12 protein-coding genes are annotated in these 14,515 nt (G+C 68.2%); 8 read left to right on the top strand and 4 right to left on the bottom strand.

What is annotated here, in order from left to right:
- Positions 1-8: 8 nt before the first annotated feature.
- Positions 9-3,833: a CHAT domain-containing protein gene (locus SK854_RS06005; RefSeq protein WP_319973977.1), complete on the top strand. Its 3,825-nt coding sequence runs from the start codon at positions 9-11 to the stop codon at positions 3,831-3,833.
- A 376-nt stretch (positions 3,834-4,209) separates the two neighbouring features.
- On the opposite strand, the gene SK854_RS06000 is transcribed toward SK854_RS06005, so the two are convergent.
- Together SK854_RS06000 and SK854_RS05995 are read right to left on the bottom strand one after the other, a co-directional pair.
- Positions 4,210-5,082, bottom strand: coding sequence for a hypothetical protein (locus SK854_RS06000; RefSeq protein WP_319973976.1), 873 nt, complete (start codon positions 5,080-5,082; stop codon positions 4,210-4,212).
- Positions 5,079-5,435, bottom strand: a complete 357-nt coding sequence (locus SK854_RS05995) for a hypothetical protein (protein WP_319973975.1) — start codon at positions 5,433-5,435, stop codon at positions 5,079-5,081. Before SK854_RS05995 ends, SK854_RS06000 begins: the two co-directional genes overlap by 4 nt.
- A 363-nt stretch (positions 5,436-5,798) precedes the next feature.
- Here SK854_RS05995 and SK854_RS05990 point away from each other — a divergent pair, with 363 nt between their 5' ends.
- The 5 genes from SK854_RS05990 to SK854_RS05975 all read left to right on the top strand — a co-directional run bounded on the left by SK854_RS05990 (position 5,799) and on the right by SK854_RS05975 (position 8,795).
- The gene (locus tag SK854_RS05990; RefSeq protein ID WP_319973974.1) at positions 5,799-6,059 is read left to right on the top strand and encodes a hypothetical protein; all 261 of its coding nucleotides are present in this window, start codon (positions 5,799-5,801) and stop codon (positions 6,057-6,059) included.
- Positions 6,056-6,298: an integrase core domain-containing protein gene (locus SK854_RS48205; RefSeq protein WP_406601736.1), complete on the top strand. Its 243-nt coding sequence runs from the start codon at positions 6,056-6,058 to the stop codon at positions 6,296-6,298. The genes SK854_RS05990 and SK854_RS48205 overlap by 4 nt, the downstream gene beginning before the upstream one ends.
- 134 nt (positions 6,299-6,432) lie before the next feature.
- Complete coding sequence (locus SK854_RS05985; protein WP_319973973.1) at positions 6,433-7,341, top strand: hypothetical protein; 909 nt, start codon at positions 6,433-6,435, stop codon at positions 7,339-7,341.
- A gap of 1 nt (position 7,342) precedes the next feature.
- A complete protein-coding gene (locus tag SK854_RS05980) occupies positions 7,343-7,876 on the top strand; it encodes a hypothetical protein (protein WP_319973972.1) in 534 nt (177 codons plus the stop codon).
- Between the two features lie 220 nt (positions 7,877-8,096).
- Positions 8,097-8,795 (top strand): SDR family NAD(P)-dependent oxidoreductase, encoded by a 699-nt coding sequence (locus SK854_RS05975; RefSeq protein ID WP_319973971.1) that lies wholly within the window; start codon positions 8,097-8,099, stop codon positions 8,793-8,795.
- Positions 8,796-8,839: 44 nt separating this feature from the next.
- Here SK854_RS05975 and SK854_RS05970 read toward each other — a convergent pair whose 3' ends face one another.
- On the bottom strand, positions 8,840-9,718 hold the full coding sequence (locus SK854_RS05970; protein WP_319973970.1) for a helix-turn-helix transcriptional regulator: 879 nt from the start codon (positions 9,716-9,718) through the stop codon (positions 8,840-8,842).
- A 583-nt stretch (positions 9,719-10,301) separates the two neighbouring features.
- A complete protein-coding gene (locus SK854_RS05965; RefSeq protein ID WP_319973969.1) occupies positions 10,302-10,661 on the bottom strand; it encodes a hypothetical protein in 360 nt (119 codons plus the stop codon).
- 199 nt (positions 10,662-10,860) lie between these two features.
- Between SK854_RS05965 and SK854_RS05960 the strand changes: the two genes are divergently transcribed.
- A complete protein-coding gene (locus tag SK854_RS05960; RefSeq protein ID WP_319973968.1) occupies positions 10,861-13,710 on the top strand; it encodes an AfsR/SARP family transcriptional regulator in 2,850 nt (949 codons plus the stop codon).
- A 304-nt stretch (positions 13,711-14,014) separates the two neighbouring features.
- On the top strand, positions 14,015-14,404 hold the full coding sequence (locus SK854_RS05955) for an STAS domain-containing protein (RefSeq protein WP_319973967.1): 390 nt from the start codon (positions 14,015-14,017) through the stop codon (positions 14,402-14,404).
- Positions 14,405-14,515: the final 111 nt, after the last annotated feature.

Below are 14,515 nucleotides of genomic sequence, written 5' to 3'. Positions count from 1 at the left end.
CGCGGCTGGTGACCTATGCGCGGACCGGCGACGAGCGGGAGCTGCCCTCATTTTCGGACCTTCAAAATTACGCGGTGGGGACCGTCTGGGTCGCCTTGTGGCACTGGTACCGCTATCTGCACCGACCTGGGGTCGGCGGGCTGCCGGAACTGCGCTCCGCGCTGTCGACCGCCGACCACATCGGCACGATGCTGGCGGGCCGCTCGGCGCTCGACAACGCCTCGGTCCTGGCCGGACTTCCGGTCCTGTTGCGGGAACGGGCCCAAGCTGCGGCGGCCCGCAACGGAATACTGCGACGCCTGGGGTCCACGTTTCTTCCCCGCCTGCGCAAGGCCGCACGGCCGTCCACAGCAGAGGACGGAGCTCTCGCCCCGGACGTCATCGACCAGATGGTTCGGCTTCTGGAACGGTTTGACCGGGACAGGGAAGTCGGAGTGCTGGAAACAATCCTCGAGAACCAGGGTCGGTGGCTGGATTCGGGCTTGTTGTCGGTACGGGAGACTGCTGCGGTCCTCACCGACCACGCAAAGCTGGCGCTGAGGCTGGGCGAGCTGGGACTGGGCCAGGAGTACTTCGCAGAAGCCGAGGCCATCGCCCGGAAGGCGGTGCTGAGCACCCGAACCGAGGAGCACGATCCGCATCTGGCGAACCGCCTGCGGATTGCAGCACGCAGCGCCGCGAACCAGCACGACGGGACTCCAGGCGCACCTGCCTTCATCCGGGCCGCCGACGACCTGCGCCGAGCCGTGGAGGCGGCGCGGAGCCGCACTCCCGTGCTGTTGGAACCGGCCCGTGAGCTGATCGAGGTCCTGATGCTGTTGCACGAGGCGACCGGGACGACCGGAGCTCTGTCCGAAGCTTGGACCGTCGCGCGTGACCTGGTCCGTGCCACGGTGCCCGAGCACCGGGAGCACTCGGCGCACCGCAGGCTTGAAGTTGCCTTGCGCCGGATGGCCGTCGACCAACTCGGAGACGCCTCTGCAAACGCTGTCGGCTCTTCCGCGCCAGGTTCGGCAGGCCCGGACGCGGTCAAGGAGCTGTGGAGCGTCGCTGACAACTTCGACGCGACGTCGGCAACTCGGTGGCGGGCCGCCATCGACCTGCTGGACACGGTGCCAGGCGGACACCAAGACCGGCCGCTCGCACTGGTCATGGCCGCAGAGGCGGAGCTGCGGCATTGGCAGACAGGTGCCGACGAGGTCACACCCCAGACTGCCCGCAATCGGGCGATGCGGGCAGTGGACGCGGCCCCGCCCGGCCACCCGCTGGCGGGCCGGGCGCTCGTCGCCCTCGCTGAGACGACCATCCATGCGGCGAGCCACACAGCCGCCGATGTAACGCCCGCAGCCATCGCTCAGGCGCCCGGCGGCGGGGGGCGGTGGACGGCCGAGACTCTGGGCGACGCCGCAGTCGCGACCGTGCGACAGGCCGTACCGCTGTTGCCGCGCAACGTTCCGGACACTGCCTCAGCTCTCATCCGGCTCGCGAACGTCCTGAACAACGCGGCCATCGTGCTCTCAGACAACACGCTGGTGCCCGAATCCGTGACGCTGCGCAGGGAAGCGATGGAGCTGACCCCGGCCGATGACCCGTCCCGGCCGTTCCGGCTGTCGGACCTCGCCCACGCACTGCAGACGCTGGCCGAGATGACGAACGACTTCGCTCTGTCCGACGAGTCCGTCACCTGCGCCAGGGAAGCTGCGGACACTCTGCCGGAGGACCATCCAGCGAAGCACGAACTGCTGTTCAACTTGGGTGTGCGGCTGTCATCCGATCCGATACGGGACCAGGACGCCATACGCCGGCTGACCGAAGCGGAGCACGTCTACCGGCTGGGTCTGACCCGGCTGCCGGCCGACCACCCCGACCTACCCCAATTTCTCAACGCAATCGGGCGCGTGAAGCGCCTGCAGTACGAGGAGACCGGGGACCGCCGGACACTGGAAGACGCCGTGGCGGTGTCCCGTGAAGCCGTCGCCCGGACCTCGCGCGACGACACGTTGTGGGGCGAGAGCAACGAGCGCCTGGCGCGTGCGTGCACCGCTCTCGATGAGTTGAACGACCCCGCCGACCCAGTTCTGCGTGCAGAGGCGATGGCCGCCTGGAAGGCCGCCGCCACCGACTCGGCCATGGCCCTCCACCGGCGGGTCGACGCGCAGGAGCAGCGGGCCGCCCTTGCCCTGGCCGCGGGCGACCCAGCAATCGCGTTGCAGGCCCTGGAAGCGGCGCTCGACGTGATCCCTGTCCTCTTCCGCCGCTCACTGACCGGTCCGTCGCGCAAGGGCAGTGCGATGCACTCCTCGCGGCTTGCCGCACGGGCGGCGGAGGCGGCACTCGGCTGCGGACGGCCCGACCGAGCGGTCGAACTGCTGGAGCACAGCCGTGCCGTGCTGTACGGACAGATGATCGCTACCCGCCGCTACTGGGCACCGTTGCAAGCAATCGACCCGGAGGCGGCCCAGCGACTGACGGAGATCGACTCCCAGCTCGGCTCGGCGGACGTCTGGGCCAATGTGATCAAGGTCAACGTGGTCGAGGTCGAGCAGAACGTGTTCGGCCGGAAGAACGAGAAGAACGTGGGCTCGATCGACCCGCGTCCGGACTGGGCGGCAAGGACACGGCAGCTGGCTGCGGAGCGTTGCGCGCTTGTCGAACGGCTCGCGCGGCACCCTGACTTCGACGAGCTGATGCGCCCCGAGCCGCTGCACCAGCTACGCGCCCGTCTCGCTGGCTCCCCGGTCGTCCTCGTGATGACCCATCGAGAGTGCGGCGACGCTCTGCTGGTGCCGGCCGACCCGGAAGGGCCCGTCATACGCGTCCCGTTGCCAGGGTTGACCGAGGCAGCGGTGCAGAAGCAGGTTCACCGACTGGAGACGGCGGTCGCCGACGCCGGTGACGTGACGGTCGGGTTCGACCGGCGCGAGTCCGCCCAGGCGCAGGTGCACGAAGTCCTCGAGTGGCTGTGGGACGAGGTCACCGGGCCCATCCTGGAGCGGCTTCCCCAACACAACCCAGGACTCGGTGACCTACCGCGGCTTTGGTGGTGTCCGGTCGGTCCGGTGGCACGGCTCCCACTACACGCGGCGGGCCACCATCGCGCGCCGCGCACCGGAAAGGCAGCTGGCGATCAGGCGCCGCGCTCGGTTGTCGACCGTGTGATCCCCTCGTACACGCCGACCCTCGGCGCGCTGGCACACGCACTGCGCAACACGCCGCCGGAGCCGGCTCGCCGCCGCTCCGGCGCCCTGGTCGTAGCGGTGCCCGAAACTCCAGGGCTGCCTCCGCTGCCACTGGCGGAGCGGGAAGCCGACGTCGTCATGGAGGCGGTTCACAGGTCACGGCTGCTGCTCGGTGCGGAAGCCTCCTTGTCCGCCGTGGAGGCAGCGCTACGCGACTACCAGATCATCCACTTCGCGTGCCACGGCGACAGCGACGCAAGGCTGGCGATACTGCGCGGTGGCGGTCTTCACCTCGCCTCGGGCGAGACCCTGACCGCCGTGGACATCCACCACATGCGCCTGGAACACGGGGCACTGGCTTTCCTGTCCGCCTGCGACACCGGTAAGGGGCACCCAGACCTGCCGGACGAGCCGTTGCACCTGGCCGCGGCGTTCCAACTGGCGGGCTTCCGCAGCGTGATCGGCACGTTGTGGCTTTCCCCCGACAACGCCGCCGTGGCCCGCGCGGTGTACGCCAGCCTCACCGCCCAGGGCACCCGCCCACCGGACACCACCGTCTCCGCCGAGGCACTCAACACCGCGCTGCGCATGGTCCGCGACACCTACCCGGCGGCCGCGACTCGCTGGGTGGCGTACGTGCACATCGGCGCATGACGAAGAGGCTTGTCGCGCGGATGTCCACCATCAAGCGCGTCACCACGTACGGATCAGCGAGTGCGTTCGGACGAGGTCCTCGATGTATCCCTCGACCTGCCAAGGGAAACGGACCGAGGCGCCGCGGTTGGACTCATACACGTCGTCCTTCCGGGTTGAAGGCTCGCCTGCCCTTGTTTGAGGGCGGCAGCGTTGTCAGGGGAGGTCGCCCGGGACACCGCCGAATGACGGATCCGCCCCCTACAGCATCCTCATGCTTTACCGGCCGCACATCGGCACTGCGTCAGCTCGTACTCCAGGCGCGCCCGGTACCGGGTGGTCGCCCGGATGCTCGGCTCTCCGAACACGCGAACGTGGATTGGGCAAGGTCACCCGCTCATGCCTGTTTCCGCAGCATCTCGGTCACCTGATTGCCGATCTCCGGGGTCAACTTGCCCGTCAGCTCGAACCCGAGCTGGTTGGCGACGTCGCGGGCGTGCAGGTCAGTCGAAGACTCCACGAGGTCCGCGTACACGCCCACTGCTCGGCGGATGCGGCGACGAGACAACAGCACCAGCCACAGCCCTGGCACGAGCGCGGGCCACCAGTACGCGCCGACGAGCAGACAAGCCACCCCCCAGACCGGAGTGCGGGCGGCGGAGGCGCAGCGGTCTTGGACAGCCGCTACCTCGGTCCTGACCGGCTCCGGCAGCACCAGCCACAGCCGCGGCCACAGCGTGGTCAGGTCAAGGCCGGCGCCGCGCCGGATCCGGTCGTCCACGGCACGCAACCGGTCGCCCGCCCACGTCGGGCATTCGGGTTCGAGCTGCGAGATCGCCTCGCGTCGCAGCACGGCGCGCCGTGCCTCGCGCTTGGCGCGTCGATCGGACCGATCGGCCAGTACCACCTTGATCGCGGCGTCCGCCTTCGCCGAGGCGCGACGCCAACGCCGGTGGCGCAGCGCGACGAACGGCCTGCCAACGCCCACACCTGTCGTGCCCCAGGCGGCGATCACGACGCTGCCGAGCGCGGTCACCGCCAAACCCATGGCACCGGTCGCGACCAGGAACGCCACCACGACCCACAGCAGTGCGGGCCCAGTGGACACCGCGGTGGCGCGCGAGCGCAGCAGTGCGAGGTCGAGCGCGTGCGAGTGGCCCAGCACGATCGCGGCGGCGGCGAGTGCGACGAACGCCGCCGCGGGCAGTGCCAGTGTCGCGGCCCAGCGGGGGGCCAGGCTCTTGCCGAGTTCGGTGAGAAACGCGTTCACAGTTCGACTGTGGTTTCGGCGAACGGCTGCTCGGTGAGCTGGCAGGACGGCCGCTTGTCCGTCGAGGCACGGGTGCACGCGCCCGTGGGGCACACCCACGCCCTGACAGTCACGCCTCGTGCTCCCCGCCATGGTTCGAAACCGCGGTGTGCCCGGGTCAGGCCGTCAATGCCGTGCCGGGCGAAGGTACCGTCCAGGTGGTCGAGGTCTGCCTCGGACACCTCGCCCCGTTTGGCCGCCGCGACGATCCTGGCCAGCACGTCGGCCACTCCGTAGCGGCCGGCGCGTTCCGTCAACGCCTCTCCGGCCTGCGTGCACAAGAGCTCGACCCGTGAACCGGTCTGTGATGCCATTCCGACCTCCGCTTTTCTGCGACCTGATCACGTTATCGGTAACGTAGCGCGCACAAGCGGAGGCTGTACGTGTTCAACAACGGTGTTCGGCGGGTCGTCGCGGACTTCGAACGCGGCGGCGATGTCGACGAACTTCTCGCCGCCACGCGCCGCCGCCCAGCCGGCATTGCCGGAACGCCCGGTGTGGAGCCACATCGGGCCCGAACTGACGCAGTACGAGTTCGACTCCTGCACAAACGGAGCGGCGCCGACCTACCGCGCGGGCATCGATCCGGCACCGCGGCGATGCGGCCCGACCTGGCGGGAGTTTCTAACCGCGCAGGCTGAAGGCACCATCGCGGCGGACTTCTTCCACATCGACCCGTGCTCGGCAAGCGCCTGTACGCGCTGGCGTTTCTCGAACACAGCACCAGGCGTCTGCACATCACCGGCGTCACCGCCCACCCGACAGGGGACTGGACGGTGCAGCAGGCGAGGAATCTGGTCGGCGATCTCGGAGCGCGTATGGAGTTTCTCCGCTTCCTGCTGCGTGACCGCGACGGCAAATACGGCGCCGCGTTCGACGCCGTATTCAAGGCCGAGGAACTTCGCGTGATTCAACTGCACCGCAAGCTCATCGGATGAACGCGCACTGCGAACGGATCATCGGCAGCATACGGCGCGAGGTTCTCGACCACGTCCTCATCATGAGAGAAGGTCACGCATGTCAAGTACTCGCGGCCTGCCAAGCGCACTACAACGGGCACCGGCCTCACCAGGCCCGTGCCCAGCGACCGCCAGACATGCAAGAACCCCCGCATCGGCGCATGATCTCGATGGCCGTGGCTGCCGGCCACTTCGTACGCGGATGCTCGGTAAAGTGATCAACGAGTAGCCATACGCCGTTTGAGCTGCAGCGATGACTTTTCGAGCGGCGCAGGGTCAGCCGCCCGCTTGGGCGTGGTCCGACCGAGCTCATGCTGCGTCGTTGCGATACGGTCGGTTGATGCGTTGCCTCTTGATCGCACCCATCGACGTAGATGTTCGGGTGCTGTCTGATGTGTTGACGGATCAGGGGGTGGAGGTTCTCGTTGCGTCGGAGTTGGGTGCAGGGGTCACCCTGGCCCAAGCGGTAATCGATGAAGTCGATTGCGCCGTGGCTGTCTTGCCATCACGGCCGACCCGCAGTTTAGAGGGGCTGACCGCGGTCTTCATCGAGATCGGCGTGGTCGCTGGTCGAAGGATCCCGATCTTGGTGATCGTCGAGCCCCCTGAAGTGCCTTCGCCAGCATTGGCTGGCGCGACCATCGTCAGAGCGCCGGTTACTCATGCGGACGCACTTCGGCTGCACGTCCGGATGTTCATGCTGTCGCTGACTTACGGCGGTGCTCGCCAGGAACCCCATCGCCCGCTTGTGTTGGATACAGCACTGCTCGCCGGATTCAAGACGCGCTTGGAAGTCATCCGTAATCGACCGCAGAGTCGGGGGGAATCGGGTGAGAAGAGTTCCGTAGATCGAGGCTTCCAGCTTGAGCGTCTCGTTTATGACGTCTTGTCGGGCGCTGGAGCGGCTATCACGACGAACGTGCAATGGGCGACGTCCAAAGGCCAGCGAGAAGCGGATGCGGTGGCCTTCGTGCCGGGGACGGAGAGTGTCCTCGGTGCGATCATCGTGGAGCTCAAGCTGCGACGGCTCACGGAAGACGACCTGCAGCGAGCTGAACAGCAGCTACTGACGAACATGAATGCTGGTCGCGTTGGATTTGGTCTCTTGGTCTACGACGAGCTGGCCACGGTCGCGTTCGAGGTTCGGACATCCCCGTTCATGCTGGCGCTGTCCGTCGATGAGCTGATTGCTGAGCTCGAGCACGTACCGCTGGGCGAGCTGTTGATGCGAGCCCGCAACCGGGCTGTGCACGGGGTCTGACATGACACTCGATCCTGGAGTCGTCCGTGGCCACTTGGACTCAGCCGCATCGGCGATGGATACCGATGCGCAGGGCAAAGCATACGAAAAGCTGATCGTTTACCTGTTTGAATCCACGCCAGGGTGTCTGGTGGAGCCGAATATCATAAGTCCTTTCGGTAGTGAACAGGTAGACGTCGCAGTAGGGAATTTGCGATTCACAGATGGTCCGGCTCTGCTGCCGGCGACCTTTCTTGTCGAGTGCAAGGATTGGAGCAGGCCGGTCGACAGTGGCACGCTCGGATACTTCATCAACACACTCGCAAACCGCAGCGTCGAGGTCGGATTGATGGTCGCCGCTCAGGGAATCACCGGTGATCCGCACGACCTCTCCTACGCACACTCGCTGCTCATCCAGGCCTCAGCACGCCGCATCAGGGTTCTCGTCATCACTACTGACGAGGTTGCAGCACTGACTAGCACCGCTGATTTTGTTGAGCTGTTAAACAGACGTCATCTTCGAGCCGTTGCGAGTGGAGTAGGTGTTCCTGTGTGACGCTGGTCTGCACCGCGCCGCCAGACAACGTCGTTCGTTCGGGAACGGTCTGTGAACATACGCAGCCGAACCCGCCACCCGTGAAGCGTGTTCATGCTGTCGAACTGCTCCGATGCGGCAGCCGAGGAAGAGACACCCGCACGTCGCGCAGGTGGTACTCCCATTCCTACCGAAAACCCTTCCCTGGCAGGCACATCCGGGCCGGACGACTATCGGTCACATGACCACCATCTTCATCACCGGCGCCAACAAGGGCCTCGGCCGCGAGGCCGCCCGGCGTCTCGTCGAACTCGGCCACACCGTGCTGGCCGGTGCACGTGATCCCGAGCGGGGCGAGGATGCGGCTACCGCCATCGGGGCGAGGTTCGTCCAGATCGACGTGACCGACGACGCGTCCGTCGCGGCCGCGGCGGCGAACGTCGCCGGGCACGAGGGCCACATCGACGTCCTGATCAACAATGCCGGCGTGAGCGGCACGCACGGCGCGTCCGCCGAAACCTTCACCGGAGGCGACGTGCTGGACGTCTTCGACGTCAACGTCGCCGGTGTCGTCCGCACGACCACCGCCTTCCTGCCGCTGCTGCGCAAGTCGGCGGACCCCGCCATCGTCAACGTCAGCAGCGGAATGGGTTCGTTCACCCACACGCACGACCCGGAGCGCGCGGAGGGGAAGGTCGTCGCGCCGATCTACACCGCGTCCAAGGCAGCGCTGACGATGCTCACCACCCAGTACGCCAAGGCGTTCCCGGACATCCGCATCAACGCGGCCGACCCCGGCTACACGGCGACCGACCTCAACGGTCACAGCGGCCCGCAAACGGTCTCCGAGGGAACGGACGCCATCGTCCAGCTCGCCACCGAGCAACGCGGCGCCGGAACCGGACGCGTCATCGACCGGTACGGCTCCGTCGCCTGGTGATCGCCGGGGCGGCCCTCCCGAACGGGACGGGCCGCCCCAGCCGATCATCGCGACACGTCGTGCGCCGGTCGGACCTGCCCGTTGCCCGCGACGACCGCGAGTCGCAGCCGGGTCTCGTCCTCGCTGCCCGGCGCGGCGGACAACACGACGATCTTCAGCTCCAGATCCCCGTCGGTCAGCACGTCGCAGGTCACGTCGACCGGCCCGACGGAGGGATGGTCGATCGTCTTGCTGTCCTCACGATGGGTTCCGACGGTGCCCTGCGCCCACAGCTCAGCGAACCTCCGATTCCCCTTGAGCAGGTCCGCGATCAAGGCGCTCAACCTGAGATCCGCGGGAAAGCGGCCGGTGGCACGCCTGAGGTCGGACGCGACCGCCACCTCGGTCGCGGCGGTGTCCGAAGTGGCCACAGGCCACCCGCGAAGCAGTGGAGCGTCCGGCCGCACCGGAAAGGTGTCGCGGGCGAAGTTGCGCTGCCCCACCGGTATGGGCGTCGGGTCGCCGACCAGCGCGGCCCAGCCCCGGTTCCACCAGAGCAGTTGCCAGTCTGCCGCGAACACCGCGGCGGCCGTGTGCTCCAGACCGGCTAGGACGCGCTGCACTCCTGGCGGGATGTGGTCGGAGATCGCGTTGTGCGCCGGGACGGCCAGTCGTGCCAGTCGGTACAGGTGGTCGCGTTCGGCCACGCTGAGCTGCAGCGCCCTCGCCAGTGAGGCGACCACCTGCTCCGACGGACTCGTCGACCGTCCCTGCTCCATGCGGGTCAGGTAGTCGACGGAGATTCCCGCCAGCTCGGCGAGCTCCTCGCGGCGCAGGCCGGCCGCTCGCCGCGACCGCCGGGCGGGCAGACCGGCCGCTTCCGGTCGCAGCCGGTCCCGCCACGCGCGGATCGTCGAACCCAGCGAAGCGTCGTCGTTGCTCACCACTTCAGTCTCGCGTTCCCGGCGCTCTTCAAGGTGGTACTGGTTGTCCTACTGTCGAGTGACTCCGAAGCAGTTCGCCGCAGCCTCGTGGATCCGTGAGAAGCAGGACGGTCTGAACGAGATCTCCTGCTCGCGGGGGGAATCCCAGTCGCGACGTTCGTTGGTTCATTGCTTGGCAGCCTTCGGCCCCTTCCCGGTTCCGCGCGGGTTGGGAAGGCCGACGCCCACCCGCAGAGGTGAGTCGGTGGAGGTGTCAAGTGACCGACGAGAACCACGCGACGGCTGATGACCCCGGGCGCGTGGGGGAACGACGGCCCAGCCGGAGAGTCAGATCCGAGCGGGCCGCCGTCGTCCTCAGCCTCCTGATACAGGTCGTCACATTGATCGGCAGATCAGCGACCTGTTCAGATAACCGGCAGGGTGGCGTGCCCACGTGGTGAGCGCGTCACCCGCTCCGGCAGGTTGGACAGACAGCCGTCTGTCCAACCCCTCCAGCCGTACTAACCGCACCAATTGTGCAGCCGCAAGTTCATGGGTACATCGGGTCCATGTCTCCCGGCGCCTACCCCTTGGACTTGCTCATCTAGGCGTTCTTCCAGGGCCTGCAGCCCTCCGTTTCCTCGCAGACTCGGAACCGGGTGACGCTGGAGAAGTCGTAGACGACCTCGCTGTTGCACGCGTTGCCGCTGCCGTTCCAGTCACCGACGTGGTCAGAGCCGCCGTTGCTGGTCTGGTACTCGGTCCGAACGCCGTGTCCGTCGGCTTCGTTGTCGCAGACACCGATCGTCCAGTGACTGGCGTCCACCCAGCCGCGGTCACCGCCGTGTTTGTCCTCCTGGTAGTGCGCGTGCGCAGAGGTCGCGGTGAGCACCATCGTCAGTGGAATCGCCACGAGTGCGGCGATCCGGCTCATGCGCCTGGTCTTCGTCAGCTGCTGTTTCATTTCTCCCCCTACTTCGCAAAATGGCCGGCCGAACTTGCCGGTTCTCCCTTTCGCTGTTGGTCTCGTCGGCTGATGCCAACGCATGCACACGGTGGACTCCTGATTCGCCGTGACTTCACCGCGTTCTGGCAATCGGCTGGTCAGCGGTCGTGAGTCGGTGTGCGGGCGGGGTAGGAAAGGGGCCGGGGAGGTGGGCATCGTGGGGACAGAGCTGCGTGTGCTCGGGCAGGTTGAGCTACGGGTCGATGGCCGGTTGGTGGAGGTTGGTCACGCGCGGCAGCGGTGCGTGTTGGCGGTCCTGCTGATGGAGGCGAACCGGGTCGTCACGATGGAGCAGCTACTGGACCGTGTGTGGGCGGATCGGTTGCCCTACAAGGCACGGCAGGTGGCAAGCAACTACGTGTCGCGGCTGCGGCAGGTGCTGGCGGGCGACGTCGCGATCGCGCGGCGAGGCGGCGGATACGCGTTGGAGGTGGATCCGGAGGCGGTGGACCTGCATCGGTTCCACCGGCTCGTGCAGCAGGCACGCGGGCAAGAAGACGCACAGGCGCTGGCGCTACTGGAGGAAGCGGCAGGGTTGTGGCGGGGTGAGCCGTTCGCCGGCCTGGACAGCCCGTGGCTGGCTGCGGTGCGCACCGGGCTGGAGCGGGAACGCGTCGCGGCCCGGCTCGACCGTGTCGACGTAGCGTTGCGCTGCGGTAGGCACACCGAGGTGCTGCCCGAGCTGTCCGCGCTGGCAGATCAAGATGCCTTGGACGAACGCGTCGCCGCCCAGTTCATGCTTGCCCTGCATCGCGCTGGACGCACCGCCGACGCGCTGGCCCACTACCGGCATCTGCACACCCGGCTGATCGATCAACTGGGCACCGAGCCCGGCACCGCACTGCAGGACCTGCACCAGCGCATCCTCGACACCGACCCCGCCCTCACCCCGGCCTCGGCAGCGATCACCCGCGGGACCGCCGCGAGGGCGGATCAGCCGGTGCCCCGGCAGTTGCCCGCGCCACCACGGTGCTTCACGGGCCGCGGCACCGAACTGGCCCGCCTGAGCAAGGCGCTGACCACCGAACCGGAGCAGAACCCGCCGCCGTCCGGGACCGGTTCGGCGACGCGAGCCGCCGCAGCGGTGGTGATCTCGGCGATCGGCGGGGCCGGCGGGATCGGCAAGACCTGGCTGGCCCTGGCATGGGCGCACCAGCACGCCGAGCGGTTCCCCGACGGGCAGCTGTTCGTGGACCTGCACGGGTTCAGCTCCACACAAGAGCCGATGGCCACCGAGGTGGCGGTGCGCGGGTTCCTCGACGCCCTCGGAGTCGACCCCGGCAGCATCCCGACCGACCTGGACGCGCAAGCCGCGCTGTACCGGAGCCTGGTCGCTGATCGGCGGATGCTGATAGTGCTGGACAACGCCGCCACCGCCGATCAGGTCGTCCCGCTGCTGCCGGGCAGCGCGACCTGCGCCGTGCTGGTCACCGGTCGCACCAGGCTGGCTTCGTTGATCGACCGGCACGGTGCCCGCCACCTGCAACTGGACGTGCTCTCGCGGCAGGAGGCTCACGCCCTGCTGTCCGCACGTCTGGGCGTCGGCCGCGTCGCGGCCGAGCCCGGCGCCATCGACGAGCTGGTCGAGCTGTGCGGGGGCCATCCGCTGGCGCTGTCGATCACCGCCCGAAACGCCGCCACCCGCCCCGGCCTCCCGCTGGCCGAGATCGCCGCAGAGTTGCGCGAGCTGGGGCTGGAGATGCTCGACCACGACACCGACCCAGCCGCCAGCCTGCCCGCCGTCCTGTCCTGGTCGCTGCACTGGCTCACGGACCAACAGCGCACCGTGTTCGGGTTACTGGGCATCGCGCCCGGTCCCGACACCACTCTGCCCGCCGTGGCCGCTCTCACCGATCTACCCCCGGCCGGCGCACGCAAAGCGTTGTCGGCGCTGGAGGAGGCGTCCCTTCTCGAACGGCGACCGGGCGGCCGGTACACGATGCACGACCTGGTCCGCGCCTACGCCACCACCACCGCCCACGACCTGCCCGACGACGTGCGAGAGAGAGCCCTGGTGCGGGTGATGGACTTCCACCTGCACACCGCTTTCGCCGCCGACCGCCTCCTGGACCCCCACCGTGAACTCCTGCAGCCCGACCCGCCCACGCCCGGCGTTCACCCGCACCCGCTGCCTGACATCACGGCCGCGCTGGCCTGGCTGCAGGCCGAACACGCCACCCTCCTGGCCACCCAGCACGCCGCCGTCGCTCTGGGACGCCATCACGTCGCCTGGCACCTCGCCTGGGTGCTGGGATCCTTCCACCACAGGCGGGGGCACTTGCGCGACAAGCTCGCCACATGGCGTGCCGCGCTGGACGCCGCCGAACACCTGCCCAACCCCGCCACCCGCAGCCGCACCCACCGGCACCTCGGCAACGCCTATTCCCGGCTGGGCCAGCACGAGGAGGCCACCCGTCACCTGACCCAGGCCCTCGACGTGGCCGTGCGCCACCGCGACCCCACCGAACAGGCACACACCCACCAGCAGCTCGCAATCACCTGGGCACGACGGAAGGACGACCGGCGGGCCCTGGACCACGCCCGACGCGCCCTCGATCTCTACCGCACCCTCGACCGGCCAGCGCGGGAAGCTGACGCGCTCAACCAGGTCGGCTGGTACGCCGCATGCCTGGGCGACTTCAGCATGGCCCGCGAACACTGCCACGAGGCCCTCACCCTGTGCCGACACCGCCAAGACTCCGAAGGTGAGGCAGGCGCCCTGGACAGCCTAGGATTCATCGCCCATCGCGCCGGCGAGCACCGGCAGGCCGCCGACCACTACCACCAGGCCCTCACCCTGTTCCGCACCCTCGGCCACACCTACCTGGTCGCGACCACCCTCGACAACCTCGGCCACCCCCACGCTGCCCTCGGACAACACGACCAGGCCCGGGCGGTATGGCAGGAGGCACTGGAGTTGTACCGGGAACAAGGCCGCGACGAGGACGCCGTGCGGATACAACAACAACTCGCAGACCTCGCCGTGCTAGTAGATCGTCGCTTCTGACCTTTGAGCTAGAGGTGGCGGAGTCGTGTGCGGGCGTCGGAACCTGAGGCCGCTGACCATCGCGCGTGCGGGTCTGGACTGAGCTGCAGGAGGCGGAAACCGATGCGATCGCGCGGTTGAGGGTCGCCGCGCACTGATCGTCGAAACGCATGACGGGGTGGCGGGACGAGCGCACTCGTCCTGCGCCGGTGATCGACGCGGTTGTGTCCCGCGCCGCGGGGACATAGCGTGACGCCGGGTTCGGGGAAGCACAGCAAGTCATCATGTGAGGTCGTCTCGCGGTTGGCCGATGGGAGCGGGACAGATGAGTCAGCAGTCCGGAGGATCGGCCGCCGTGCTGACCGCCCACACCGAGGTCCACGACGGGATCGAGGTCGTGGTCGTCGCCGGTGAGATCGACCGGATGACCGACGAACCCCTCGGCGTGGCGCTCGACGTGCTGGGACGTGGCCCCGCGGGCCTCGTCATCGACCTGGGAGCGGTGACCTTCTTCGGATCCGCCGGGGTCAACATGCTGGTGACCGTCCTGCGCGCGGCGAAGGCGGGCGAGGTCCCGTTCGCCGTGATCGCCCAGAAGCCGACGGTGCTGCGTCCGCTGGCCATCACCGGCGTGGACGCCGTGCTGCCCCTGCACCCGGACCTGGCCGGCGCTCTGGCCGCGCTTCGTTCGGTGCCACCGCAACGGCGGCGATGACATTCGCCGATGTCGGCCTTCTCACTGTTCGGTTCCCGCGTGTGCGGGTAGCCGGAAAGGTCGCCGCCGCCTGATGCGGCCATCGACGTGTGGACGGCTACTGTCTGCACG

Origin of the sequence: Lentzea sokolovensis (genome assembly GCF_033949975.1) — a bacterium.
In the GTDB taxonomy this organism is placed as follows: domain Bacteria; phylum Actinomycetota; class Actinomycetes; order Mycobacteriales; family Pseudonocardiaceae; genus Lentzea; species Lentzea sokolovensis.
This window is presented reverse-complemented; position numbering and strand designations above follow the sequence as displayed.